This window comes from Corynebacterium marambiense (assembly GCF_016342275.1).
GTDB classification, from domain to species: Bacteria; Actinomycetota; Actinomycetes; order Mycobacteriales; family Mycobacteriaceae; genus Corynebacterium; species Corynebacterium marambiense.
Genome location: NZ_JAEIOT010000005.1, coordinates 239,549 through 266,241, shown reverse-complemented (window position 1 = coordinate 266,241; position 26,693 = coordinate 239,549). Strand labels below are relative to the sequence as shown.

Annotated in this window: 25 protein-coding genes; 8 read left to right on the top strand and 17 right to left on the bottom strand. The window is 63.9% G+C overall.

The window, feature by feature from the left end; all coding sequences use genetic code 11:
* Window position 1: 1 nt before the first annotated feature.
* The 4 genes from JDV76_RS03910 to typA all read right to left on the bottom strand — a co-directional run bounded on the left by JDV76_RS03910 (window position 2) and on the right by typA (window position 5,274).
* Entirely contained in the window at window positions 2–409 is a 408-nt protein-coding gene (locus JDV76_RS03910; RefSeq protein ID WP_248140864.1) for a hypothetical protein, read from the bottom strand.
* On the bottom strand, window positions 406–1,332 hold the full coding sequence (gene mshB / locus JDV76_RS03905) for an N-acetyl-1-D-myo-inositol-2-amino-2-deoxy-alpha-D-glucopyranoside deacetylase (RefSeq protein ID WP_198735572.1): 927 nt from the start codon (window positions 1,330–1,332) through the stop codon (window positions 406–408). The genes JDV76_RS03910 and mshB overlap by 4 nt, the downstream gene beginning before the upstream one ends.
* Window positions 1,333–3,243, bottom strand: a complete 1,911-nt coding sequence (locus tag JDV76_RS03900; RefSeq protein ID WP_198735571.1) for an ABC transporter substrate-binding protein — start codon at window positions 3,241–3,243, stop codon at window positions 1,333–1,335. It lies immediately after the preceding gene.
* Window positions 3,244–3,360: 117 nt separating this feature from the next.
* Window positions 3,361–5,274, bottom strand: a complete 1,914-nt coding sequence (gene typA / locus JDV76_RS03895; protein ID WP_198735570.1) for a translational GTPase TypA — start codon at window positions 5,272–5,274, stop codon at window positions 3,361–3,363.
* Window positions 5,275–5,711: 437 nt separating this feature from the next.
* Between typA and JDV76_RS03890 the strand changes: the two genes are divergently transcribed.
* The 4 genes from JDV76_RS03890 to JDV76_RS03875 all read left to right on the top strand — a co-directional run bounded on the left by JDV76_RS03890 (window position 5,712) and on the right by JDV76_RS03875 (window position 9,012).
* Window positions 5,712–6,449 carry an Rv1157c family protein gene (locus tag JDV76_RS03890; protein WP_232958821.1) on the top strand — a complete coding sequence of 246 codons (738 nt, stop codon included), beginning with the start codon at window positions 5,712–5,714 and terminating at the stop codon, window positions 6,447–6,449.
* 6 nt (window positions 6,450–6,455) lie between these two features.
* Window positions 6,456–6,998, top strand: coding sequence for a ribonuclease FAU-1 family protein (locus JDV76_RS03885; protein WP_198735568.1), 543 nt, complete (start codon window positions 6,456–6,458; stop codon window positions 6,996–6,998).
* 180 nt (window positions 6,999–7,178) lie between these two features.
* The gene (locus tag JDV76_RS03880; protein WP_198735567.1) at window positions 7,179–8,048 is read left to right on the top strand and encodes a formate/nitrite transporter family protein; all 870 of its coding nucleotides are present in this window, start codon (window positions 7,179–7,181) and stop codon (window positions 8,046–8,048) included.
* Window positions 8,049–8,130: 82 nt separating this feature from the next.
* Complete coding sequence (locus JDV76_RS03875; protein ID WP_198735566.1) at window positions 8,131–9,012, top strand: S1 family peptidase; 882 nt, start codon at window positions 8,131–8,133, stop codon at window positions 9,010–9,012.
* A gap of 97 nt (window positions 9,013–9,109) precedes the next feature.
* On the opposite strand, the gene JDV76_RS03870 is transcribed toward JDV76_RS03875, so the two are convergent.
* Window positions 9,110–9,340 carry a hypothetical protein gene (locus tag JDV76_RS03870; RefSeq protein ID WP_198735829.1) on the bottom strand — a complete coding sequence of 77 codons (231 nt, stop codon included), beginning with the start codon at window positions 9,338–9,340 and terminating at the stop codon, window positions 9,110–9,112.
* An 836-nt stretch (window positions 9,341–10,176) separates the two neighbouring features.
* Here JDV76_RS03870 and JDV76_RS03865 point away from each other — a divergent pair.
* Window positions 10,177–10,632, top strand: a complete 456-nt coding sequence (locus tag JDV76_RS03865) for a hypothetical protein (protein WP_198735565.1) — start codon at window positions 10,177–10,179, stop codon at window positions 10,630–10,632.
* Between the two features lie 1,061 nt (window positions 10,633–11,693).
* Here the strand turns inward: JDV76_RS03865 and JDV76_RS03860 are convergent.
* From JDV76_RS03860 to JDV76_RS03820, 9 genes are all read right to left on the bottom strand, one after another.
* Window positions 11,694–13,379 (bottom strand): dipeptide ABC transporter ATP-binding protein, encoded by a 1,686-nt coding sequence (locus tag JDV76_RS03860; RefSeq protein WP_198735802.1) that lies wholly within the window; start codon window positions 13,377–13,379, stop codon window positions 11,694–11,696.
* Between the two features lie 47 nt (window positions 13,380–13,426).
* Window positions 13,427–14,434, bottom strand: coding sequence for an ABC transporter permease (locus tag JDV76_RS03855; RefSeq protein WP_198735564.1), 1,008 nt, complete (start codon window positions 14,432–14,434; stop codon window positions 13,427–13,429).
* On the bottom strand, window positions 14,427–15,353 hold the full coding sequence (locus JDV76_RS03850; RefSeq protein WP_198735563.1) for an ABC transporter permease: 927 nt from the start codon (window positions 15,351–15,353) through the stop codon (window positions 14,427–14,429). Before JDV76_RS03850 ends, JDV76_RS03855 begins: the two co-directional genes overlap by 8 nt.
* Before the next feature lie 207 nt (window positions 15,354–15,560).
* Window positions 15,561–17,156 carry a peptide ABC transporter substrate-binding protein gene (locus JDV76_RS03845; protein ID WP_198735562.1) on the bottom strand — a complete coding sequence of 532 codons (1,596 nt, stop codon included), beginning with the start codon at window positions 17,154–17,156 and terminating at the stop codon, window positions 15,561–15,563.
* A 295-nt stretch (window positions 17,157–17,451) separates the two neighbouring features.
* A complete protein-coding gene (locus JDV76_RS03840) occupies window positions 17,452–17,856 on the bottom strand; it encodes an NUDIX hydrolase (protein ID WP_198735561.1) in 405 nt (134 codons plus the stop codon).
* An 11-nt stretch (window positions 17,857–17,867) separates the two neighbouring features.
* The gene (locus tag JDV76_RS03835; RefSeq protein WP_232958820.1) at window positions 17,868–18,413 is read right to left on the bottom strand and encodes a nucleoside/nucleotide kinase family protein; all 546 of its coding nucleotides are present in this window, start codon (window positions 18,411–18,413) and stop codon (window positions 17,868–17,870) included.
* A complete protein-coding gene (locus JDV76_RS03830) occupies window positions 18,413–19,171 on the bottom strand; it encodes an energy-coupling factor transporter transmembrane component T family protein (protein WP_198735560.1) in 759 nt (252 codons plus the stop codon). Before JDV76_RS03830 ends, JDV76_RS03835 begins: the two co-directional genes overlap by 1 nt.
* The gene (locus JDV76_RS03825) at window positions 19,164–20,705 is read right to left on the bottom strand and encodes an ATP-binding cassette domain-containing protein (protein ID WP_198735559.1); all 1,542 of its coding nucleotides are present in this window, start codon (window positions 20,703–20,705) and stop codon (window positions 19,164–19,166) included. Before JDV76_RS03825 ends, JDV76_RS03830 begins: the two co-directional genes overlap by 8 nt.
* 3 nt (window positions 20,706–20,708) lie before the next feature.
* The gene (locus JDV76_RS03820) at window positions 20,709–21,344 is read right to left on the bottom strand and encodes an ECF transporter S component (protein ID WP_198735558.1); all 636 of its coding nucleotides are present in this window, start codon (window positions 21,342–21,344) and stop codon (window positions 20,709–20,711) included.
* Window positions 21,345–21,699: 355 nt separating this feature from the next.
* On the opposite strand from JDV76_RS03820, the gene JDV76_RS03815 reads away from it, so the two are divergent.
* Entirely contained in the window at window positions 21,700–22,326 is a 627-nt protein-coding gene (locus JDV76_RS03815) for a DUF4232 domain-containing protein (protein WP_198735557.1), read from the top strand.
* On the opposite strand, the gene JDV76_RS03810 is transcribed toward JDV76_RS03815, so the two are convergent.
* The gene (locus JDV76_RS03810; RefSeq protein WP_232958819.1) at window positions 22,327–23,298 is read right to left on the bottom strand and encodes a lactate/malate family dehydrogenase; all 972 of its coding nucleotides are present in this window, start codon (window positions 23,296–23,298) and stop codon (window positions 22,327–22,329) included.
* Between the two features lie 128 nt (window positions 23,299–23,426).
* On the opposite strand from JDV76_RS03810, the gene JDV76_RS03805 reads away from it, so the two are divergent.
* On the top strand, window positions 23,427–23,852 hold the full coding sequence (locus JDV76_RS03805; RefSeq protein ID WP_198735556.1) for a DUF3592 domain-containing protein: 426 nt from the start codon (window positions 23,427–23,429) through the stop codon (window positions 23,850–23,852).
* A 187-nt stretch (window positions 23,853–24,039) separates the two neighbouring features.
* Window positions 24,040–24,975, top strand: a complete 936-nt coding sequence (locus JDV76_RS03800; protein ID WP_198735555.1) for a DUF808 domain-containing protein — start codon at window positions 24,040–24,042, stop codon at window positions 24,973–24,975.
* 66 nt (window positions 24,976–25,041) lie between these two features.
* On the opposite strand, the gene JDV76_RS03795 is transcribed toward JDV76_RS03800, so the two are convergent.
* Window positions 25,042–25,284 (bottom strand): hypothetical protein, encoded by a 243-nt coding sequence (locus JDV76_RS03795; protein WP_198735554.1) that lies wholly within the window; start codon window positions 25,282–25,284, stop codon window positions 25,042–25,044.
* Between the two features lie 134 nt (window positions 25,285–25,418).
* Window positions 25,419–26,666 (bottom strand): Nramp family divalent metal transporter, encoded by a 1,248-nt coding sequence (locus tag JDV76_RS03790; protein WP_198735553.1) that lies wholly within the window; start codon window positions 26,664–26,666, stop codon window positions 25,419–25,421.
* Window positions 26,667–26,693: the final 27 nt, after the last annotated feature.

The window sequence follows — 26,693 nt, the reverse complement described above, 5'->3', positions numbered from 1 at the left end:
GTCACTTCCCCCGTATCAACGGCCAACCGCCACCGGCCGCCCCCGCCACGAGAAGCAGCACCCCGCGCAGTGTCTGGGCGACGATGACGTCCCCAGTCACCTCGGGCCAGATGAGCAGAGCGAGGTATCCAACCAGCCAGACACCCAGTGGAATCCCCGCGACGAGGCGGTTCTCCGTCCAGAGGAGGGCCGTCCGGGAGAGGACGAGAGTGAATCCGAAGGCGATCAGGATGGTGAATGGAAAAGCAACGGTCTGCCCCGTCGGTAGGGTGATCCGGGCACCGACGTACACCACCTCGAGAAGGACGGAAAGCAGAGCGCCGACCGAGAGCCAGGCGAGCCCGCCGGCTTTCTCCCCCACCGTGTGCTCACGGTAGGTGTACCGCTCCAATGGGACGTCGACAGTCACGGGAACTCCAACCCCGCCACCGGATCATCCGACGTGATCCCCGCGGGGGTGCTTCCCCATCCGATCCGGTAGCACTCGCTTCGCAGCAGCGGCTGTGCGATGAGGTTGCTCAGGGCGAATACGTGAGGAGCTGCCACGGGATCTCCGATGGTGGCGAACGCGGCTGACCGATTGACCCGGTTGACGGAACCGTCCGCGAACCAGATCTGCGTGGCATGCGCCGCCATAGCGTTCTTTTTCGCCGCGAGGCATCCGGAATCGAGCTCAATGCGCAGGTCATAGGCGTCGACCGAGGCAAGTTCACCCTCCGCAGCTCGGCGCCACCCCTCCGGAATCCGCGTGATGGCGTCGAGTCCCACCTGCTGCTCAGCGCGGTCGGTGACCGCCCAGAGGATCCGCTGCGGAACCCGACCCGCAGGTTCGCCGCACGTCATCTCCTCGACCGCCGCGTGGGTGATCTCGTGGGCCCGCACGTGGTCGGGGTGCCCGTACCCGCCATCCGGCCCATAGGTGACGACCAGCTGGGGGCGAAGGCTCCGGAAAATGTCCACGAGTTGGTGGACAGCCCGGTCTCCGGAGTTGACGAATGCCCGTGGATGCCCGTTGGCGGGATCCCCCGCCATACCTGAGTCGCGCCAGCACCCGGCCCCACCGAGATGAACGCCTGATGCCCCCAAGTGAGCCAGTGACTCATCAAGTTCCGCGATCCGGAAACCACCGAGTTGGTCCGCCGCATCCGCGACGAGACCCTGGTACGAATCCCCGATGACCTCGCCCTGTTCACCGAGAGTGCAGGTGACGACGGTAACGTCGGCACCACGGCGAGCGAGATGGGCGAGTAGCCCGCCTGTCCAAATCGCCTCGTCATCCGGGTGCGCGTGAACCGCACACACCGTCAGCCCCTTGAGGTCGTGGTTGCGCATCTATCTCTGCTCCTCCTCGGCGGTCCACCCGGCGGCCGTCGACAACAGGCCGGTTGTCGTACCCGGATGCGCCGACCATTCTTCGATGTCCGCGTCCGGCACCACGATACCGGGTCCCAGCACGATGATGCGGGTCTCTGCGAGCAACGGAACCGTGAGCATTTCGCTCTGCTCGACGGCACGGAGCTCCGGCAGCACCTCATCGAGGGTCTTCTCACCGGAGAGCACAGACATCAGCGTCCCGTCCAATTTCCTGGCACAGATGCCCGAGAGGTTCCCGGACCGGATCACCGGTCTTTTCCGGGAACTGGAGGACACCGAGGAGACGTCAGTGGCGCGGTCGGCAGTGTCCGCCGTTACGTCCGATGGATCGACCGCGATGGGGCACAGGAACCTGTCCGCCACCGCGACCGGGTCGATGGTGCTCCGGCGCCGACCGACGACGGCGTCAGCATCCCCGGACGGCAGGAGTTCTCCGGCGATCTCGGTGAATGGGGCGAGCACGACCTCGGCGGTGATGTTCTTCCTGGAGAGGAGGTCGACGATGGTGTTCGCCGCGGCGGTCGCGGTCCGGTCCGACGGATCCGCGGCGATCCGGAGGGGCCGGTTGCGGATCGCAGACTCGAGGGTGGGGCCGGCCGGTCCGGCGGAACCACCGGAGGACGCCGCATCCGCCTGCGCGGAGATGTTCGTCTCTTTTTCCGGCGTCGACGTTCCTTGACCGAAGGCATCAGAGAAAGCTGTCCCGTCCCCGGTTCCCGGCACCCCGCCCGGGATGTTGAGGTCGGTGGACCGTCCGGTGGCAAGGCGCGCGACCACCTCCCGGTCAATGAGCGCCGCGAATTCCCTGCGGAGTGCCGCGGTGGAGAGGATCGGGGAGGTCACCGACATGGTCAGCTCGAGTCTGGCCTCCCGCTCGCGAACCGACACTCGGGTGTCCGGCAAGAGACTGAAGGCTTCGAACGTCGTTTCCGCCGGGGTCAGGTCGAAGTAGCCGACCTGACCGGAGCGCAACATCTGCACACCCTGCTGGACAGACCGGATCTCGCGGAACACCAGCGTTTCGGTTCTCGCCGGGTCCGATCCCCAGAAGCGGTCGTTGCGGACGAGGACCACGACCCCGCGTTGCCGGTCCACCTGATCCACGGTGTAGCGCCCACCAGCGGCCGGGATGGACTCGTTCAGGCCCGTCGTGAATCCGTCGGTGGTGTCCCGCAGCAGGTGGCTGGGGAGGAGATGATCGAACAATCCGGTGACATCGGCGACACGTCGCCGGAAGTCCACGTCGATCGTGCGGCCCCCGCCAGACGTCCGGATGGCACTGATCTGCTCATACCCGGCGGCTCCGATCACCCCCGGGGTGGAGACCATTGAGTCCCGGAGGTAGCTGAAGTCAGCACCGGTGATCGGGGTACCGTCGGACCACTGCGCCGATGGATGCAGCTCGTAGCGCACGGTCTGTGCGACGCCCGGCGACGGCGGCTCAATGAACTCCACCGACTCGACAAGATCGGTGTTGAGTTCGCCGTTGACGTACGCCCCCGGGAGGACCAGGTCGGCGAGAGCCTGGACGAAGGCCGAATCCTGGGCGATGAGGTGCGGGTTGAACCCCCCATCGAGCGGATCAATGCCGATGGTGATCTCCTGTGCCAGCGAAACCGGCCCCGGGGCGACGCCGGTAGCGGTGTCCTCGTCAGGGAACGGGTGCGGTCCGACGGACGAGCTCCCAGCAGCGGGCGCAACGGGAAGTGGGGTGGGGTCACCGGATGAACACGCGGTGAGGATCATGGCCAGCACCGAGGAGGCCACGACGGCCGTTACTCGGAGAGACCCGAACCGGGAGGTGGCGGAATCACCGGTTCCGGCGCGGAAAGCTCCGGTCGCGGGGATCCAACTAGAGAGAACAGACACACGTCCATCGTAGTCGGTGGAGATGCCCGCAGGGCCCCGCTCATGGTGGCACCCCGTTCCGCGGCGTGGTGCTGGGCCGGGGAACGGGGTGCCGGGATGTCCCCCAAGGGGTGAGGGTCAGCCCTGGTTGCGCTGCTTGTCGCGGGAGCGGGCGCGACCGCGCTCGGTGGCGTTGAGGATCGCCTTTCGCACCCTGATGACCTCCGGGGTGACCTCGACGCACTCGTCCTGTCCACAGAACTCCATAGCCTCGTCGAGCGTGAGATTGCGGGCCTTGGCGAGCGTGACCGTGGCGTCAGCGTTCGCCGAACGCATGTTGGTCAGCTTCTTCTCACGGGTGATGTTGATGTCCATGTCCTCGTCGCGATTGTTCGCGCCGACGACCATACCCTCGTACGCCTGGGTTCCGGGCTCCACGAAGAAGGATCCGCGGTCCGACAGTTGCTGGAGGGCGTAGGCGGTGATCTGACCGGTACGGTCGGCGACCAGGGAACCGGAGGCACGGCCCTTGATCTCGCCGGCCCAGGGCTTGTAGCCCTCGGAGTAGTGGTTCGCGATACCGGTGCCGCGGGTCTCGGTCATGAACGTGGTGCGGAAACCGATCAGACCGCGGGCCGGGACGGAGAACTCCATGCGGACCCAGTCGGTACCGGTGTTGTCCATCGACAGCATCTGTCCCTTGCGGGCCGCGAGCAGCTGGGTGATAGCCCCCTGGAACTCCGCGGGAACGTCGATGACGATGTGCTCGAAGGGTTCATGCAGCTTGCCGTCGATGGTGCGGGTGACCACCTGGGGCTTTCCGACGGTCAGCTCGAAGCCCTCGCGGCGCATGGTCTCGACGAGGATGGACAGCGCCATCTCACCACGCCCCTGGACCTCCCAGGCGTCGGGCCGCTCGGTCGGGAGGACCTTGATGGAGACGTTGCCGATGAGCTCCTGGTCGAGGCGCGCCTTGACGACACGGGCGGTGAGCTTGTCGCCACCACCGCGTCCGGCCATTGGGGAGGTATTGACACCGATGGTCATCGCGATGGCGGGCTCGTCGACGGTGATCCGCGGTAGGGCGACCGGGTTCTCCAGATCAGCGAGGGTGTCGCCGATCATGATTTCCTCGATACCGGAGATCGCCGCGATATCGCCGGCGATGACCTCGTCGGTGGGGACACGGTTGACGCCGACGGTGCGGAGCAGTTCGGCGATCTTCGCCGTCTTGGTGTGCTGGTTGCCCTCGGAGTCGTAGTGGATCCAGGCGACCTGCTGGCCTTTCTTCAGACTGCCGGCGTGGACGCGTACGAGACCGATGCGGCCGAGGAACGAGCTGGAGTCAAGGTTGGTGACGTGGGCCTGCAGCGGACCGTTCAGGTCCGCGCTGGGCTCCGGGAGAACGTTGTAGAGAACGTCGAAGAGATCCTGCAGGTTCTCGGTGTCAGGCGCGTTGCCGTTGCCGGGGTTCTCGGTCGACGCCTTGCCTTCACGACCCGATGCGTAGAGCACCGGGAGGTCGAGCAAACTCTCCGCGGCCTCGGCGGCTTCCGGATCCTCAATGGTGGAAGCCAGCTCGAGAAGCAGATCCTGGCTCTCGTCGACGACTTCATCAATGCGGGCATCGGGGCGGTCCGTCTTATTCACGACGATGATGACCGGCATCTTCGCGGCGAGTGCCTTACCCAGCACGAAGCGGGTCTGGGGCAGCGGACCCTCGGAGGCGTCGACGAGCAGAACGACCCCGTCGACCATGGACAGCGCGCGCTCGACCTCGCCACCAAAGTCGGCGTGACCGGGAGTGTCGATGACGTTGATGACGAGATCGGCACCGTCCTTGCCGACCCCCTTACGTCGGATGGCTGTGTTCTTAGCCAGGATGGTGATGCCCTTTTCCTTTTCCAGGTCCCCGGAGTCCATCACGCGGTCGACGGGTTCGGCACGCTCCTCGAAGGCGCCGGACTGACGCAGCATGGCGTCGACGAGGGTGGTCTTTCCGTGATCGACGTGCGCGACGATCGCGACGTTACGGAACTCTGTGGTACTCACTGGTGGTTTCTCTCCTGGCGGAATGCGAACGGAGGGACTGAAGCGCCCTCCGCTGTGTTAATCGGTGGTTCAGCGTACCCGCATCGGTGCCGGAACCACACTTTTCGGCTTTTCGGCGTGTGTTCGGCACATCGTGCCGAACGACGCACACCACGATTGTGTAACGAATCGTTATCTTTCCGCGACACAGGGGGTGACAGCGACGGTGGTTGCCGCATCTTCCCCGCGCCCCCAGCGGCACGGGACACCGCACATCCATCTCAACCCCACCGGCATCACTGGTGCAAAACTAAATAAAAGGGGCTAAAGTTGCGGATGTTGCTCTTGTGAATGATGTGTTCGTGGGTTGATCCCTGTCTCCGGCACCGTAATATTCACCCGTCAGATTCATCCCGTCCCCTTTCTCACGACCCCACAGACAGATGGAGCCCGTCCCCGTGCCCGACACTTCCCGTCGCATCACCCGCCGAATCGCCGCCGCCACCACGGCGCTTCTCGTCTCCACGGCGACTCTCGGTACCGCACCAGCGACCGCAGCCCCTGTAGGTTCAACCCCCTTCGGCTCCAGCATCCCCGGCCTCCCCCAGCTCCCCCCGCCGCCGCTGGACCACCTCGGCCGCCCGGCCCCGCACATCCTCCAGCAACTCCGGGACCTCGCGGAACAGGAATTCATCCCCGAGAACATCCGCGGCATGCTCCTCGCTGCGGTCGGTTTCTTCGAGGGCAGCGGCGAACCGGGAGCCCCGATCCCCGAGGACGCTCCGGTCTTCGCCCAGTTCGGCTGGCCCACGGTCGCGGAAAACTGTATCGGCGGACAGAGCAGGGCGACCGGCACGGCGATCGCGGTGCCCGGCCCCGCCGACCTGCCGTTACCTGGTGTCCCCGCAGGACACGCGACCTTCGTATTCACCGCGCTCGGCACCGAGCGCGTCGCGGAGAACCAGCAGACCTCCATGCAGGTCCGGTGGATCAACATCAACACCCTACGCACCGGGGTGACCCCCCTCGCCTACACCGGAATCAACCCGGACGGTCCCGCCACGGTCGCCGGAACCGCCGACACCGGCCCCGGGACGATCGTCGCGCTCCTCGACGGTGGTGTGACCACCACCGGAGACGGCGGCGACTCCACCTGCCGGTTCCTCCCGACAACCGGAATCTTCGACGTGAGGTAACCCGACATGACCGACCTGCACCCCGTGAAGCACGAGAGCTTCAACATCGACGGCGGAACGAACACCGACCCCAAGGGATTCATCCGCAAGGTCGACACCTACCGTACGACGGACTTCGGCCTCTACATGGCCCGGGGCGCCAATCATCCGAGGTTCGGTTACCTGGAGACCTGGCTCCTCCCGGAACTGGACCTGCGGGTCAACATCTTCCACTTCCGCGAAGGCGTCGACGTCCACCAGGACTTCTACGTTGATGTCGCGGAGATCACCGCCGGGGCGGACGGGGTGTGGCGCACGCGCGACCTCTACGTCGACCTGGTCTCCGTCACCGGAGAACCCGTCGACGTCATGGACATCGACGAGCTCGCCGCCGCCACCTCGGCCGGCCTGATCTCCGCGGAGGACGCCGAAAGCGCCATCGACACCACACTTCTCGCGGTCGAGGGGATCACCCGCAACGACGACGACCTCATGGCCTGGCTCCGGAAGAAGGGGATCGAGCTCGACTGGGCCGATCCCGCGACGATCACACTCACCCCCGCGGAATAGACCTCCGCAGGTGGAACCCGCCTGATCCCCCGCGGATTTCCCGCCCCGGTACCGGCTGACTAAACTGACCTCCCGCCCTGTCGGCCGGACCCCCGGACCGGCACCCCCCGCGCACGCGCCCCAGAACCCGATCGGGACAGTGGGACGTCGGCATGCGCTGACACGGCCAAGGAGTCCGCAATGTCCGACGAACACGATCCGACACAGAACGCCCCCATCGACTGCCGGGAAGACGACGTCACCGACACCGACGGACTGTCGGAGGCGATGATCAAGCAGATCAACGAGGGTACGGAGCGCCTGGCCCGTCCGCCGGCGGCGCTGCTCGTCACCGGCATCATGGGCTCGCTGGAGGTCGGTGTCGGGCTGCTCTCCGAGTACATCGTCACCGCCTCCACCGGCAGCGAGATGCTCGGGTCCCTCGCGTTCGCGATCGGTCTCGTCATCATCCTCCTCGCACACTCCGAGCTATTCACCGAGGGGTTCCTCGTCCCCGTCTCCTCCGTCGTAGCCGGAAAGATGCCTCTCCACCGTCTGATCAGGTTCTGGGCGATCACCTTCGCCGGGAACATCATCGGTGCGGCGGTCATCATGGCGCTCCTCGTCGTCGCCTACCCCGATATGCATCCGCACCTCATCGAGGAGGCCCGGCACTACGCCCTCATGCCCATCGACCCGCAGCACGTCATCCTCGCCGCACTCGGCGGAATGTTCCTGACCCTGGTCACCCGGATGCACCAATTCACCGACGAGGTCGTACCGATGATCATCGCCAGCACCATCGGCGGATTCCTGCTATCGGCCACCGGCATCATCCACTCAATCCTCGACACCCTGTTCATCTTCGGTGGACTGTTCACCGGGGACTCGGGACTGGTGTTCACCGACTGGCTCTCCTTCGTCTGGTGGGTCGCCCTGGCCAACCTGATCGGCGGACTGGGCCTCGTCTCGGCCCTGCGCTTCGTCCAGGCGGGCAGTGTCGTCCGGGAGCAGAAGAACGGGTCCTCCGCCGCCGCCCGGGGACACACCCCGGAGCCCGCACAACGGTAGAGTGTCACGGAAAGGGCCCGGAAAACACCGGCCACTCCAGCAACACCCGTTCACGCCCCTACCGCATAGGAATCCACAGACCATGGCCCACCGCATCCGCCGCGCACTCGCATCGACCGCTGCAGGCGTCACGCTGCTGTCTCCACTGGCAGTGGCCACACCCGCCGGCGCGATCATCGGAGCACACAACGCACACCCCGCACGCGCAGCGTCGGCCGTCCGGCTCGCACTCGGGGACATGAGCTGCACCGGCACACTGATCGCCCCGGAGTGGGTCCTCACCGCGAAACACTGCGTCGGGCAGGGCGACACCTCGGAGATCTCCGTCGGCCCGACCTACCGCGCCGAACACCACTTCGCCCGCGAGGTCATCATCCACCCGACGGTCGACCTCACCCTCGTCAAACTGGATCGGCCGTCGGCGGCTCCGGTCGCGCCGCTCTCCGGGCACCACATGCAGCCCGGTGACATCGGACAGGCCGTCGGTTGGGGCGGCATCCACAGCAGCATCGCACCCCCGGTCCAGGAATCCTCAGTCACGGTCCAGCGGCGGGTTACCAACGTTCCCAGCCCCGACCGCTCCGCGACGATGGTCGAGACCTGGGTTGACGGCGGGCGCATCCAGAGGGGCGACTCGGGTGGCCCCGTGTTCATGGACGGCGCGGTTACCGGTGTGATCGCCATGTCGAACGCCGGGGCCGAGCACACGGTCGACGGCACGGTCGCCTGGTATGTCCCGGTCGCGGAGAATCTCGACTGGATCAGCCGGCATTCCGGCGTACCCCGACCCGCGGTCTCCGGGGCCCCTGCCCCGCTCGTCGACGCCACCGCGTACCCGACCATCGCGCCGGTCCGTCCCGCTCCCCTGCCGCTCGGGAGCAGCATGCTGCAGCTTCCGCCCGAACTGTCCTTCCTGACCGGGCAGCACCTCCTGCAGGGGCTGCCCCCGGTCGGTTCCTCCTAGAACGACACCTCGACCGTCCGGTAGCACCCCGGCCAGACAAAGGCCCGGCCCCCTATTCTCATCGTGGGGACGGGCCTTTAGTGCGGAACGAACTCGTCTAGATGGTCGCCCCGAGTTCGATCCCAAGACCGGGCACTGAATCGATGAGATCCCGCGTGTACGCTTCCTTCGCGCCGGCGAAGATTTCGTCGGCGGTATCCGCCTCGACGACCCGCCCCTGCTTCATCACGACGATGTCGCCTGCCGTCTGCCGCGGGGCAGCGGGTTCACGGATGATGAGAGCTTCACCCCATCGCCCCGACCCCGACAGACAACACGAGCAGAGCATGTGGAAAAACGCCGGACCTGAAGGCTAATTCGAGCCGCCACCGTATCTCGTAGGATAACAGGCCGAATACTGCCGAATACTGTAGCGACACCTCAGAATCATCAACCCATGACAATCCGGGCCAGAGCCGTTTACATCAGGCGTCATACCTCCCAATCACTCGACGTGCAAGCGCAACAGCCAAGGGTAATGGGAAAAGAGTGTAGACAAGAATTTTGAGGTAGGGCTCTGTTTCTTCGAGGCCCAGGACATGAGCCAGCCCGCTATCGCCTAATACCATTTCGGCGAAGCTCCAAACAATGATTTGGGTTGCCAGCCAAATCATCAACACGACCAGGAGGAATTTAAGTGATTTCATTTCCAGAGTACACTTTCTTCGTCTCGGAACGGTCTTGATTTGATAAGAACCGCCTTTTCCATTGGCAGCAAGTTACATCGTTGATCGGCCGTAGATTGTCTAGTGCGATTCTGAGAGACCACAGAGCAACCGTAGGTCCTGCTGTCGAACAAAGAAGCTCAGTAATTTTTATAACCATAGTATGACATGGTCAACCGGCCTATGCACATTGGTGCATGCGCACGACATGACATGTGCGTGGACAGAGCTAACCGAAACCACTAAGGTTACTGGGACTGCGATAATCACCTCTTCCAAGACATAAGTATGCAGCAACGTCCACACAGCAGCAGACCCAAGACACTACAATTGCCGATACTTCCGCGACGCCTACTGGCTGGCCGTGACTGGCGCCCATCTCGATAATCTCTAGGAGTCGAGTTTGTTTCAACCTATCCAGTTTCTTTTAGGCACAACATGGTTTGTGATACTTCCAACAGTGATCGGAATAGCAATCATTTCCAGGGAGATGAAAAAACGGGAGAAAAGAAGTGAATTACGGAGCATTATAGGCCCAGCATTCACGTCCTACCTCCTTGGAATTATCACTGCCGCACTATGGCTTTCATGGAATGATTATCACTCCATCAGCGACACATTCCAAACACGACCCCCGGCCGAAGTGTCTATTTGGCAAGTTATAGCTTGTGGGATAACGCTTGCAATCTGTTCAGCATCACTTTCCAAATATAGGGCATCAAGAAAAGGCGAAGCAATCCTTTTCTCTCTCCTACTGGCATCGGGCCTATCCACGGTAATGTCATTCGGGGTTTCTTTTGGAGTTGGTGCCCAAGAGGGAGTCGGTGTTATCTTCAGCTTCATGGGAGCGTTCCTTGTATCCGCGGTATTTGGACTAATTGCGCAGGCAACCGTAAAGTCTGATTCCCCCAAGTGATCTCCAACAGACACAATTTGAGCTCAACACATACTCCATAGAAAAGTCGATAGATACCGAAAGGACTTTTATCGGCGGTTACCCTGCCGCCCGCACACCATCGGCGCATACTTCCCGGCCTTGTCGACCCGATCAGACACGCGGGCCGCATCCATGACCGGCCCCTGGGCGGAGCGCCCGGTGGAGAATTATTCCAGTTCACACCGTGATCATGCACTCAACGTCGCAGTGGAATGTGTCCCGTATGATCGACGGCTGCTTCGTTCCGTCCGGGGTGATCCGCTCGACTACCCGACGCTGCCCGTTGCGCACCACATCGCCCACACCCGTAGTCAGCGACCGGTCATCACGGCAGGTCCGAGGCGCATCCCCTACAAACGCCCGGTCATCTCGACGCGCTCGTCCACCACCTTCTGCACCGCACGAGTCAGAGCTCCGGTTCGAGGCCACCAGGGATTTCTTATCCTCGGAGGTACCTCGCCTCCAGTCGTGGAGGGCGTGGTTCATCACGATGGTAACCGAGCCTGTGGCCTGGGCGGTCTTCAAGGTGCGCACCATCTCCGGGGGATACCACGCCTGCCTCGTCCACGACCACGACAGTATCGGCGTTCGAGCCCAACATCTGCTACTACAGCCCCCTCCGGTTCCGCATCAGTCGTGCGGTCCAGAACTCCGGCGATCATCTGCGCCGATACGACTACCCCTCCCCTTCCATCACGTCAGCCGCTTTGCCCATCAGAACCAGCAACGGTTTTCCCGGGGTTCTCCCACGCACTCCGAGTCGTCTCGAGCGAGGATGTTCCGCCGGCGCAGGCTGGGGCAACGACAAAGCAGGCCCTCGAAGTCGGAGGGGCTGCTCATCGAATACAGTGAGCGAACCAGCCGGCGGCGACATGCTCGGATCCCTCGCTCTCGCCATCATCCTGCTCACCTACTCCGAGTTGTTCACGGTATACAGCCGGTCGGATCCTCCCGATACCCGGAACCGACTCACCGACCGGAAAAGGCCCGACCCCCGATTCTCATCGTGGGTCCGGGCCTTTCGTGCGGAACGAACTCGTCTAGATGGTCGCCCCGAGTTCGATCCCGAGACCGGGCACCGAGTCGATGAGATCCCGGGTGTAGGCCTCCTTCGCGCCTGCGAAGATTTCGTCGGCGGTGCCGGACTCGACGATCTGTCCCTGCTTCATGACGACGATCTCGTCGGCGGTCTGCCGGACGACCGCGAGATCGTGGGTGATGAACAGGTAGCTCAGATCGAGTTCATCCTGGAGGTCCGCCATCAGCTGGAGGATCTGGTTCTGCACCAGGACGTCCAGCGCGGAGACGGCCTCGTCGAGGACGATCACCTCCGGATTCAAGGCCAGCGCGCGGGCCACGGCGATGCGCTGCCGCTGACCACCGGAAAGCTCATTGGTATAGCGGCGCATCGTGGACCGGGGCATGGCCACCATGTCAAGCAATTCGGCGACGCGGTTCTCCCGTTCCTTCCGGTTGCCGACCTTGTGCACCTTGAGCGGTTCCTCGATGCACCGGTAGATGGAGTACATCGGGTCCAGTGATCCGTACGGGTTCTGGAAAACGACCTGCAGCTTGCGGCGCATCTCGAACAGTTCCCGGCGGCCCAGCGTCGACAGGTCGGTGCCCTTGTAGTAGACCTTCCCGGACGTCGGGTCCAGCAGGTTAAGCACCATGTTCGCGACGGTGGATTTACCGGAACCGGACTCCCCCACGAGTGCGAGTGTCGTACCCTTGCGGAGCCCGAAGCTGACGTCATCGACAGCCTTGAACTTCTTCTTGGATCCTTTCGCACCCCGGATGTCGAAGACCTTCGTCAGGTTCTCCACCCGGATGACTTCTTCGTCGGGGATCTGGTCTGACGAGTGGCTCAGCAGCTCCGAGGTCTCCATCCCCTGTTCCTGGGCGGACCTGATCCGCGCGCTGGCCAGTGACGGGGCCGCCTTAACCAGGCGCTGCGTGTAGGGGTGCTTCGGGTCACGCAGGATGTCGAGCGAGGGCCCCGACTCGACGATGCGCCCACGGTGCATGACGACGAGGTGCTCGGCACGTTCCGCAGCGAGCCCGAGGTCGTGGGTGATGAACAACACGGCGTTGCCGAGGTCGCTCGCCAGGGTCCCGAGATGATCGAGGATCTGCTTCTGCACCGTGACGTCGAGCGCGGACGTCGGTTCATCGGCGATGAGGAGGTTCGGCCGCGCGGCGAGACCCATCGCGATGAGCGCGCGCTGGCGCATACCACCGGAGAACTCGTGCGGGTACTGCTTCGCACGGCGTTCGGCATCCGGGAGGCCCGCCTCCTCAAGAAGCTCAGCGACCCGCTTGTCCGCGCGGGAACCGGTCGCGATGTTGTTGGCCTTCAGCGACTCCTTGATCTGGGTTCCGATGCGCCACACCGGGTTCAGGTTACTCATCGGGTCCTGGGGGACAAGACCAATCTCGGATCCCCGGTAGCCCTCCATCTCCTTGGATGAGAGCTTCGAGAGGTCCTTGCCCTTGTACAGGATTTCACCGTTGGTAACCTTGCCGGTTCCGGGCAACAGCCCGATCACAGCCATGGCGGTGGTCGACTTACCCGAACCGGACTCACCCACGATGGCCACGGACTGCCCCGGGTAGATCGTGAGGTTGACGTTCCGGACCGCCTCGACGGTGCCGGTGGACGAGGTAAACGAAACGCAGAGGTCCTTCAGCTCAAGCAGCGGATCATCTCCGTGGCGGTGCCCCATGTGGCGGGTGCCGTCGGCGTCCTGGGTGGTGGGGTTCACGGGATCGCTCATCGCTTCCTCGCCTTCGGATCGAGGGCGTCACGTACGGCATCGCCCATCATGATGAAGCTCAGCACGGTCAGTGCCAGAGCCATAGCCGGGTAGAAGAGAACCATCGGCTGAGTACGCAGCGAACTCTGCGCCTTGGAGATGTCCCCACCCCAACTGACGATCGTCGTCGGTAGGCCGATGCCCAGGAATGACAGCGTGGCCTCGGCCACGATGAACACGCCCAACGCGACGGTGGAGTAGACGATGATCGGTGCCGCCGCATTTGGCAGCACGTGGCTGGTCAGAATCTTCGCCGGTGACGCGCCGACGGCACGGGCCGCCGTGACATATTCCTCGTTCTTCACACTCATCACGGCACCACGGGTGATGCGGGCAATGGACGTCCAGCCGAATAGACCGAGCACCAGAACGACGGTGATGATGGTGCGCTGTTCCTTGAACATCTGCATCACGACGATCGCGGCGAGCACCAGCGGAACAGCGAAGAATGTGTCGGTGATACGGGAGAGAATGGCGTCGATCCAGCCACCGATGTACCCGGCGAGCGAACCGATCACCGTTCCGATGAACACGACGAGCGCGGTCGTGAGGATACCGACGGTCACCGACGCACGGGCACCGTAGATGGTACGCGCAAAAATATCGCATCCTTGCCTGTCAAATCCGAAAGGATGCCCTTCACGGGGTCCTTCGAGAGAGTTCGACAGCTCACACAGTGCAGGATCAGTCGACGTGAACATCCCCGGGAAAACTGCCAGCAACACCGCGATAAGAATCAGAGTCGCAGAGAACCAGAACAGCGGGCGACGACGCAGGTATCGCCACGACTCGCCCCACACGCTGGTGGGCGCAGATTCATCGGCGACCGCATCAACGGCACCAAGACCTGTCTCGTCGGTCTCGGCGATGAAATGGTTCTGGCCACGCCGGTTCGAGGGGAACAAGGTGCCTGCGGCGTCATCGACGGTCGGGTTGGGCAATGGCTTGTCAATGTTGTCATGCATAGCGGATCCTCGGGTCGAGTACGGCGTAGAACAGGTCCACGAGAAGGTTCGCCAGGATGTAGACGACGACCAAGACGGTGGTGAAACTGACCACCGTAGTCGGCTCGCCCTTCAGGATGGCGTTGTATATGGTGCCACCGACCCCGTTGATTCCGAAGATACCCTCGGTGACGATGGCTCCGCCCATCAAGGCGCCGAGATCCGCACCGAGAAACGTGGTGACCGGAATCATCGAGTTCCGCATCACGTGGCGAACCATGACGTTGTTGTTGCTCAGGCCTTTTGCACGTGCTGTACGAACGTAGTCGGCGGTGAGATTCTCGGATACCGATTGGCGGGTCAACCGAAGGACATAGGCGAGGGAAACGGCTCCGAGAACCAACGCGGGCATGAGGAGGTTCTTGACCGTGTCGTGAGGTCCGACCGTGGACGGCAGGAGACTGAACTTCACTCCGACGACGTACTGGAAGACGAAGCCGATGACGAAGCTGGGTACAGCAATGACGATCAGGGACATGACGAGCACGGTGGAGTCGAAGATGCCACCCCGACGGACTCCGGCGATAAAACCGAAGCCGACACCGATGATGGCTTCGAAGATCAGAGCCATCACCGCCAGCTTGATGGTCACCGGGAATGCGGTGGCCATGACCGAGCTGACGGGTTGACCGGAGAAGGTGGTACCAAAATCGAGGGACAGGATTCCCTTGAGATACAGCAGATACTGAATGATGAACGGTTTGTCCAGGTTGTACTCGGCACGGATTCGCTCGGCGGTGGCCTCGGTGAGTCCACGATCACCTCCGAGGGCTTGCACCGGGTCACCGGGCATGAGGAATACGAGCGCATAAATCAGGAATGTCGCACCGAAGAAGACCGGAATCATCTGGAGCAGACGGCGCCCTACGTAACGCAGCATGGGGGTTCCTTCTGTCGAGGAAAGTGGGGGCGGAACAATCCCGGTGAGGAAAACACCGGGCTACCGCGCCAGGCCCCGGGTCGCCGGAAAACGGAGACCCGGGGCCTGGCGTCAACCCAGCTCACCTGAGTACTGGTCCGATCCGTTGGACGAATCGCACTACGGTCGGTGAGGAGTCGGTGGTACCGGGCGAACCGGCACCTCTGATTACTTCTTGGTGATCCCGTAGTAGATGGGCTGCGAGTTCCAGCCGAACTGGACGTTGTCAACAGCCGAGGACCAACCAGCCGTGACATTGGAGTACCACAGCGGGATGACGGGGAGGTCCTGAAGCAGGATCTCCTGCGCCTCATTGTAGAGCTTCGTGGATTCCTCAACACTGGATGCACTCGCGGCCTGCTTCAACTTCTCGTCGAACTCCGCCGAAGAGTAGTCGCCGTCGTTGGAGCCGGCACCGGTACCGTAAATCGGAGCGAGGAAGTTACCCACGGACGGGTAGTCGGCCTGCCAACCGGTACGGAACGCACCGGAGATCGTGCGGTTGGTCACGTCATCGCGCAGGGACTTGAAGTCCGGGTAGGGGTTGCCCACTGCGTCGATGTCGAGGGTGTTCTTGATAGAGTTCGCCACGGCATCGACCCATGCCTGGTGTCCACCATCAGCGTTATAGGAGATGGTGAACTGACCGCTCCACGGGGAGATCTCGTTGGCTTTCTGCCACAGTTCCTTGGCCTTCTCCGGGTTGTAGTCGAGAACGTCGGAGCCCTTGAGTGAATCACTGTGGCCGTCAATCACGGGGGATGAGAAATCCGTCGCGGGAGTCCGGGTTCCGTCGAAGATCTTGTCGGTAATCTCCTCGCGGTTAATGGCCATTGAAATGGCCTCACGGCGGAGTTTACCTTCATCACCACTAAAGTGCTCCAGCTTCTCCGGGATGGTGAAGGACTGGAAGACTGCTGAAGGCTCGTTGACCCAGCGTCCGTCGAGCTCATTCTTGTACTTGGTGAAGGCAGAGTCCGGAATTGCATCGAGGACGTCAAGGTTACCGTCGAGGAGTGCAGCATAGGCCGAGTCCTGTTTGGGGTAGAAGACGAACTCGATGCCATCGTTCTGCACCTTGCGTCCGCCGTCGTAGTTCTCGTTGGGAACCAACGTCAGGGACTGGTTGTGCGCCCACTTCGCAACCTTGTAGGGGCCGTTACCGATCGGTTCCTGGCCAAAGGCATCCATGTCTTCGAAGGCTGAATCAGGCAGAGGATAGAAGGCGGAGTACCCGAGACGCAGCGGGAAATCCGCTTCCGGCTGAGCCAAGGTAACGGTGAAGGTGTGATCATCGTTGATCTCGAGTCCGGTCAGCGGTTTGCCGTCCTCATAACCTTCGATCGGCTCAAAGAAGTAACTGGACAAGGTTTCGTTCTCGACAGCATAATTCCAGGCGTCCACAAAGTTCTTCGCCGTCACCGGGGAGCCGTCAGAGAAGGTCTCCCCCTCCTTGATCTTGATGACGAACTTCTTATTGCCATCCTCCGGAGTGATGGACTCAGCAAGGTCATTGTGCGGCTTACCCTCTGCGTCGTAGTACACCAGACCCGCAAAGATACTCTCGACGATGCGCCCACCACCGGTCTCGTTGGTGTCCTGCGGAACCAGCGGGTTCTGCGGCTCAGAACCCCAGGCAGTGACATAATTGCCGCCTGAACCACTGCCCGAGCCGCTGCCCCCCTCGGAGTCGGACGAGCAGGCGGACACGGATACAGCAAGTGCGGCCGCGGTCATCGCGGCAATGGTCTTCTTCAAAGTCATGCGGGGACCTCCAATATGGGTGAACGGGAACCCGACAGTTGTATTGTCTCGTTGTCAACTGTCTGTTTCACTGTGGGTCATCTTAACTGTCACCCACCTCAATTATCGATAGCGTTACCCTCAACTGTCACATAGGCGATCCGATACCACAGGCCCCACCCGCACGACCAACGGTCCGGACCTGCACCTTCACCACTCCTCAGCCGATTCAGCACGCGGGTCCGTTATTGAATCGTTAGCATACGGGCGGTGAATGACAGATGAGTCGAGCCTGACAGACACCCGATCCCCCGGTTTAGCGGGAAATGTCGGCCAATACCGGGAACACCACCTCACGACTGAGTGGAGCCAACGAAGGAGCCGTCGACCCGACCGGGAAGAAGCGGGCCTCGGCGATCTCCGCCCGGACGTCCGGGACCCGGCGCAACGGGTCGTGGTGAATGAATACGTCGCAGTCGACGCTGCACCCGGTTTCGTTCGCGGCCCGCGCGCTGAAGCGCCCGAGAAACGTGAGAGCCCCGGGTTCCAGGTCGAGACCGAGTTCCTCCGAGATCTCCCGGACTGCGGCCCCGCGGGCCGTCTCACGCGGTTCGATTTTCCCTCCCGGCATCATGAACGCATCGGTTCCGCATTTACGCACACTGAGAACCTCCCCGTCGGAGTTGCGGAGGACGACGGCTGCGATACGGATTACTGTCATGGTGGATGATCCTATCTACCGGTGACGACGAGATCGACGGTGGACAGAACGTTGGCAGTATCCGCGGCATGCCGTTCCTCCAGGCGTGCCCAGTATTCCCACCAATCACCGAATCCCGGGTCACGGGCCAGGGCGCGGGCCCGGCGTGTCTCCGCGTCGAGATCAACGCGGACGGTGACACAGGGGCCACGTCGTCGCGCAGCGCGGAGATTCTCCGGAGTCAGCGTTCCCACCCCCTCGACGATGAGCGCCTCTCCGGGCTCCAGAGGCACCCACCCACCGGGACAGTCGTTCCCCCAATCCCACCGGGTGAAACCGGGATTCACCGGCGCGAGCACATCGCGGGCAACCATCCGACTACCCTCAACCAAACCACCCCAACCGGGATAGAAGTCGTCGAGGTGCACCACCCTGTGCCCGGTCCGCTCCGCCACCGCCCGGGCGAGCGTGGTCTTACCGGAGCCCGACCGTCCGCCGATGAGTATCGTGCGGGCGCCCCGGGCGCAGGCGTCGGCGAGCATATCTACCGCGGCATCGAATACGACGGCCCCGTCCATCACACCCCCAGGAAACGGAAGTCACCGGTGGCGACCGCGACGCCCAACGACAGCAGGGAGACCGCGAGACAACCCCCCATCAGAACCCAGTCCCGCGGGTGCAGCCGGGTCGGCCTCGCCCAGGTGCGGGTGATCTCCGCACCAAACGCACGGGCCTCCATGGCGGTGGCCAGCTTGGCTCCGCGTCGCAGTGCAAGGACGAGGAGACCGAAGAGCATGGTCACACCACGGGCGATGCGGCCGTCGTCGGCAAGCCCCCGAGACCGTCGGGCCCTCCCCATCGCCTGCCAGTCGCGCTTGAACAGGGTTGCCAGACGGACTCCGGCGACCGTGCCGATGACGAACTTCGCCGGCAGGTGCCAGATCTGCGCGAGACTGTCCCCGAGATCCGTCGGGTCGGTCCTCCCGATCATCACGATGGCGGGCAGGCCGATGGCGAAGATGCGAACCATGATCGCCAGCGCAAGCTGAATCGAATTATCCGTCACGTGGATCCAGCCGTAGGAGAGGTACTCGGTGCCCTCCGGTCGGCCGTACAGGACCATCGAGATCCCCGACAGCGGTGCCGCCAGGAACAGCGGCCACGCACGGATCGGCAGCCGCCGGATCTCCGTCCCGGTGAACGGAAGTGCGATGAGGATGGCACCAAGGCAGCAGGCGGCGGACACAACGTCGATCGACAGCAGCAACGGCGTGGTCAGGAGGGCGAGTCCCGCGATCCGGGCCACCGGGTTGGTGCGCGCAAGGAGATCAGGCATGCTTCCCAACCTCTATCCTGTGGTCCCCGAGAGCCCCCGCGAACAGACGGTCGTGGGTGATCGATGCCAGCGTCACCCCGGAATCGACGAGCCCGCGCAGTAGCAGCACCAGTTCGGTGAACGTCCGGCGGTCCTGCCCGAAGGTCGGTTCATCGAGGATGAGGATCGAGGGGGTGGTGACGAGCGCGGTGGCCACACTCAACCGACGTTTCTGCCCGCCGGAAAGGGAGAATGGATTGGCCTCCGCGAGATGGTCGAGGCGCAGGCGCACGAGGAGCTCGTCCACCCGCTCCCTGTCGGCGGAGGTGACCGCATCCGCGGGTGCGTGGCCGGTCAGCCTCCGCCACAGTCCGAGACGACCGCGCCCGCCTGCGGTGACGGCCGGACCGATCAACAGTTCCGAACGGACCGTCCGCGCGACGAACTGATGTTCCGGATCCTGGAACACGAATCCGATACGGGTCGCCAGATCGCGGGACGACCACAAGTGCGGCCCACCCGACAGTCCCGCTGCGACACGCTCACCGACGTGGACGGTTCCACCGAGGGGGTCGAGCAGCCCTGCCAGCGTGAGCGCGAGGGTGGACTTTCCGGCACCGTTCGGTCCGGTGACCACAGTGGACCGACCTTCCGGGAGAACCAGGTCGTGGGGCTCCCCCACGGGCCGGCCCTCCTCCCACCCGACGGTGAGTTTCTCCGCGCTGAGCGCGGGAACGAGGTCGATGCCATCCACGGGATCCGCGGAAGGGAGGTCCAGGGGTATTCCGGGGACCCAGACCCCGTTCTCCGCAAGGTGGGCACCCTCTGCGGCGATCACGTCGTCGAGTGGTCCGGCGGCGATCAGACCGCGGTCGGCGGTGCCGAGTACGAGTGCGCGGTCGACGACACCGGACCAGATCTCCACCCGGTGCTCGACGACGATGAGGGTGGCTCCAGTCTCCTGCACGACGCGGTTGACGGCGTCCCGGACCTCGGCGACGCCCTCCGGGTCGAGGTTCGCGGTGGGCTCGTCGAGCAGGATCAGGCGCGCACCCATGGCGATGACGCCGGCGAGAGCGAGCCGTTGCTTCTGTCCACCCGACAGTTCGGCCGTCGGATGGTCCAGTGGGACATCGAGTCCGACCATATCCAGTGCGCGGGCGACCCGGTACCAGATCTCCGCGCGCCCGATGCCCAGATTCTCACAGCCGAAGGCGACATCGTCCCCGACCCGGGAAGAGATGACCTGGGAGTCCGGGTCCTGCAGGACCATTCCCACGACACCACGGGCCTGCTCGGGCGGACGTCCGTCGACGAGTAGTGTTCCCTGTCTATCGCCCTCGTCATCACCGCCGAGCACCCCGGCGATCGCGGCGAGGAGGGTGGACTTCCCTGAGCCGGACTCCCCGAGCAACAGAATGCGCTGCCCCGGTTCGATATCCAGGTCGAGATCAGCGATTGTGGGGTGCAGACGGCCCGCGTGCCGCCAACCGAAACCGACCGCGCGGACCTCCGCTCCCCGGGGACCGGCACCGGTCGACGGATCCGGTGCCACGGTCTAGACCTGCCGCTGGCGTTCACGCCCCGCGGCGAAGCGGTCCAGCGCACCCGTCGCGGCCAGGGCACGGACGAGGAGCCAGGAGCAGATGCCGGCGATGACCGCGCCGGAAACCAGGAGTGTGGCGAGGTAAGTGACCTGGAACTCGGTCGACTTGGCGAAGTTCCCGTAGAAGAATCCCTCGAGGATCCACGCACCGACGCCTGCCCCGGCGCCCGCGAGCGCTGCGACGACCGGACCGAAGCGGCGGTAGAGGAAGACCGCGAGGATGATCTCCGCCCCGAGCCCCTGCGCGATGCCCGAGTAGAGGGTGCTTATACCCCACTGGTTGCCGAGCCCTGCGGACACGGAGGCGGCGATGACCTCACACAGAAGCGCCGCACCCGGCTTGCGGATCACCAGACCGCCGAGGACACCGGCGAACAGCCAGGGGCCGACGGCGAGGCCACCGAATCCCGGGGTGACGGCGCTGATCGATTCATAGAAGGCGCCGCCGGGGCCGTTGTAGACCCAGAACACGAGGCCTGCAGCGACCCCCAGGACGGCGAGTGCGATGATGTCGATCACCCGCCAACTCTTCTTTGACGGTGCGGTGACCGTGATCGGTGTGCGGGTTTCGGGCACAGAAGTGCTCATTGTTTTCCTCATCTCCCTAGCGCCGGCATTACCCGGATCAGGTTGTTACGGTCACCGATGCGCCGCGGGGTTCACACCTCGCGGTCAACCGACGTCTCAGCCCGATTCACGCTCGGACACCCGTGGGACCGAGCCAATGATACAGGCCACTCCGGGCGGACGCGAGGCTGCGATGCCGCCGCCATTTTTGCGACTCTCCCGGCGACCACCCCCGAAAGAGAGCATCGGGATACCGTAACCCGGTCGACTGGTCCGTCCGGGACCGGTGAACGGCCGTCCCGCGCCCGAGATTCCCGCGCGGGGAGTTTGCGACTACCCTGAAGTAATGATGAGTCACAGCAGAACCAGTGACCCCATGGGCGAGCTGCTACACGGACGGACGACCTGCGAACCCCGGCACGCCACGATACTACTGGCATGCCTCACCGCCGTATCCGCCCTAATCACTGGCTGTGCCGACCACGACCAGTCCGAGATGACGCTCGCAGGCACCTTCGACGTGGGGAGCAGCCCCTCGATCGCCACCGGAACCACGTCCTTGACACCGGTACCGAAGGATCCCTCCCGTACCTGTCCCGCACAACAGCTCGACGCGACCGTCGACTCCACCAGCGCAGGTGCCGGCCACACCTTCTACGTGATCCGGCTGACGAACACCGGTGACCCCTGTACCCTGTCCGGATACCCGGGTGTGTCTCTCATCGACGCCGCAGGCAACCAGGTGGGAGCGGCAGCTGACAGAGAGATCGGGGCGAAAGGTTCCCCCGTCCGGTTGGACACCGGTACATCCGCGGTGTTCTCCACCAGGTTCAGCCAGCCGTACGCATACAACGCCGAGGCGTGCGAACCCACCGAACGAGCCCAGCAGCTGAAAATCTACCCTCCGAACGACACCAGATGGCTCACGCTCCCCGTGAACCAACCGACCTGCGGCTCCGAACGGATCAGCACGATCACGGTCACGGGTGTCAGCGCGGGCTGATCACCTCACCCGTACACCAGCATCGGCCATCGCCCGCTGTACCGCCTCCACCGACGTCCGCAACAGCACCTCCTCATCTTCGGCGAGCTCGGGTGCGACACGGCGCAGGACCCCTCCCCGACCGATGACACAGGGCAACGATACCGATACACCGTCCAACCCGTACTCGCCGTCCAGCGGATACGTCGCGGGGTACACCGCACGCTCATCGAGCAGCGCAGCCCGCGCCATCACGATCGCGGACTGCGCCACTCCGGCGTTCGTCCAGCCCTTGGCGTTGAAGACGTCGTACGCCGCCCGGACGACCTCGTGGGCGAGTTCATCCAGCTCATAGGGATCACCGCCGAACGCGTCACCGAGTCCGGAATTCGGTACTCCCGCCACAGAGACCAGGCTCAACGCCGGGACAGCGGACAGGCCGTGCTCCCCGAGCATCAGCCCGTGCACGGAACTCGGGTCGATACCGTGGCGATCCGCGATGAGCCGCCGCATCCGCGCCGAATCCAGCATCGTTCCGGTACCGAACACCCGCCCGCGGGGAAATCCGAACTCCGTCGCCGCGATATGGGCCATCGTGTCGCAGGGGTTTGTGATCACGATGACGACCGGATCGAGCGTCACCGCGGCGATGTCGCCCATCACCTGGCGGATCACCGCGGCGTTCGTCTTCGCGAGCTCGGCGCGATCCGGTACCCTGTTTTTCTCCGAGGGGACGATCGACGGGCCCGCCGCGACGATGACGACGTCGGCGTCCGCGCAGTCGCCGTAGTCACCGGCGTGGACATCGACGTTGACCCTCGTATTGAGTGCGGTCGCGTGATGCTGGTCCAAGGCCTCACCGAGTGCTACCCCGTCGGCGGTGTCGATCAGCGCGATCTCGCCGTAGAGCCCGGATGCGACCGCATCCGCGAGGACATAGGAGCCAACGTGCCCCAGTCCTACGATGACGAGTTTGTTCACGTGTGTGTTCATATATCCAACCCCTCGGGTGTCAGGTCGTCAGAAGGAGATCGGGTGGACAGGGTGGCGCCACAGCGAATCTCCATTTGTGCACTTCTGACGGTACCGCCAAACCCTCCGCGAGGGTAGGTTCTTCAGACATGACCAGTGGACTTCTCGACGCAGCTGCACTCCTCGGCATCGGATTGCTCGGAATCGCCGCCGCCGCGGGTCTCGTCTTCCGCCGCATCCGGCTGCGACGGGGCTGGTACCGCACCGAGGGCACCGTCATCGATGCGATTCGGCGTCCCGGCGCGCCCGCCGATGATCCATTCCGGTGTGCGGTGATCACCTTCACGGGTCCCGACGGTGGCCTCCATCAGTGGACCGACCCACACCACACCTCCTTCGCCCGGGAACAGGTGGGCCAGAAGGTCGATCTGTTCGTCACGAAGCACGGCACCGGCGATGTCCGCAGGCCCCCGACCGTCGATCCCTTCTTCTTCGTCGTCACGTTTCTCGCCGTGGGAGGACTGGCGCTCATCATGGCGGGAATCGTGCTCGGCACCGAGGCCACACTGCGATAGCCGGGAAGTCCGCCACGCACCATGTCGTGACATGCAGGCAACCATGATCCACGCCCCCGGCGACATCCGCCTGGAGAACCGACCCGACCCGGTCATCTGTGGACCTGACGCATTCGCCGATGGCGGCGCGCATCAGTAATACTGTGCCCATGCATGCACAGCTCACAGACCGGCTGCGGGCCCTCTGATGGCCGGCGGACTGGCAGCCCTCCTCGACGATGTGGCACTCATCGCCCGGACAGCCGCAGCCAGCGTCGATGATGTCGCGGCTGCAGCCGGCCGCACCAGCGCGAAAGCCGCCGGAGTCGTCGTCGACGACGCCGCAGTGACCCCACGGTTCGTCCAGGGGGTACGTCCAGCCAGGGAACTGCCCATCATCTGGCGGATCACCAAGGGTTCACTGTTCAACAAACTCATCATCATCCTGCCGCTGGCACTGCTGCTCAGCGCGGTAGCCCCCTGGATCCTCACCCCCATCCTGATGCTCGGCGGAACCTACCTCAGCTACGAGGGCGCGGAAAAGGTATGGGAGAAGTTCTTCGATTCCGGTCAGGGGCACGACACCCCGGTCCGCGAATCCGGTCCAGACGCGGAGGACCGGTTGGTGAGGGGCGCGATCACCACAGACCTCATTCTCAGCGCGGAGATCATGGTGATCTCCCTCAACGAGGTCGCGACCGAACCGTTCTGGACCCGGACCTCCGTGCTGGTCATCGTCGCCCTATTCATCACGGCCCTCGTCTACGGGGCGGTGGCCGTCCTGATCAAGATGGATGACGTCGGCCTGAAGCTGGCGAAACGCCCCAGCCGCCGGTCGAAGAAGTTCGGCCGGGCGCTGGTCTCAGCCATGCCGAAGGTCCTGGATCTCATCGCCGTGATCGGGACCTTCGCGATGCTGTGGGTCGGTGGGCACATCATCCTCGTCGGAATCGACGAGTTCGGGCTCCACGCACCGTACGGGTTCGTGCACCACGTGGAGGAGGCCGTACGCGGCTGGTCGGGCGTCGGTGGCGCCGCGGCATGGATCGTCAACACGTTCTTCTCCATGGTCCTCGGCCTGGCCTGGGGCGCGATCGTGTTCGGGATCATCCACAACTTGCCGTTCGGGAAGAAGAAACACTGACACGCACACGGAGAGGGCTCTGTATCCCGGTACCGGGATACAGAGCCCTCTCCGACACGCGAAAAACTAGCGGGCGGAACCGAGTCGGCGGTAGAGGATGTAACAGCCGACGAGTAGGAGCAGGATCGGCAGGAACTTGAAGAATCCGACGACCGCGCCGACGAACGCCAGGATCAGGGCGATCGAGGAAAGAACGATCGTCGCTCCCCCGAGAAGGAACGACAGCCCCTTGTTGCGCTCCCAGGTGAAGAAACCGGCGACAGCCGTGCAGATGGCGAGGACAGTGAAGGTGACGGTGGCACCGAACATGGTGTGTTTTCTCCTGTGTTTTCAGTCGGCCCGTGACGGGCCGGTCAACGTGGCGGCCGGTTGACCTCCGACCGCGGAACTCCGATGATACGTCACTTCCGCAGGGCGCTCCCGCACTGTGATGCCGGCTCGGTCTACTGCACGAACGTCAGGTAGATGAGCAGGAAGTTGAGGGCCACGATAGCCACCGAGATCGCGGCCATCGCCGAACGCACCCACACGTTGTCCCGCCACTGCCCCATCAACTCCCGCCCGGAGGTCATCCGCGCCAATGGGATGATCGCGAAGGGGATACCGAAGGACAGCGCGACCTGGGAGAGAACCAGCGCCCAGCTCGGGTCCGGGTAGAGCCAGAGAATCAGCAGGGCGGGAATCAGGGTGATCGCCCGGCGGAGGACCAGCGGAACCCGGACGTGCAGGAGACCAGCCATGATCTCCGAGCCGGCGTAGGCACCGACGGAGGTGGACGCCAGACCGGAGGCGAGCAAACCGATGGCGAAGATGACACCGATCACCGGGCCCAGCGCCTGCTCAATCGCGTGGTGCGCCCCCTCGATACTGTCGGTTCCGGGAACCCCACCGAGTGCCGACGCCGCCAGCAGCAGCAGCGCGATGTTGATGGTGCCGGCGAGAACCAGGGCCCACACCACATCGTGCTTCGTCGCCTTCAACAGCCCCGGCAGATCACGCCCGAGTTTCGGGAACCGGTGGTTGACCAGGCTGGAATGCAGATAGATGGCGTGCGGCATGACGGTCGCCCCCAGCATGGAGGCCGCCAACAGGACCGAATTGGTGTCCTCGAAACGCGGCACCAGACCACCGAGCACCCCGGTGGCGGACGGCGGGCTGATGACCAGGCCACTCAGGAAACCCACGGTGATGATGAGCAGCAGACCGATGATGATGAACTCGAAGTGTCGCTGGTGATCGGGATTCTGGAACAAAAGCAGCCCCATCGAGATGGCGCCGACGATGGCTCCACCGACGACGAGCGGCAGATCGAACAGGAGATTCAGCGCGATCGCCCCGCCGACGACCTCAGCGAGATCGGTCGCGGCGGCGACGAGCTCCGCCTGGCCCCAGAAAGCCAGCCGCCGGCCCTTGCCGAGCCTCTCCCCCAGCAGTTCCGGCAGGGACCTGCCCGTGACCAGACCGAGCTTGGCGCTCTGGTACTGGATCAGCACGGCCATCGCGTTGGACAACACGAGCACCCAGACGAGCAGGTAGGCGTACGTCGCCCCGGCGGAGATGTTCGCCGCGACATTGCCCGGATCGACGTAGGCGACCGCGGCGATGAACGCCGGCCCCAGGAGCGTTATGAGCGGACGCTTCACCACACCATCTGTCGGTGCACCGAATTCCGCAGTTTTGTTTAACGACATACCTGGATCATGCTCGCTTTGAGTCGA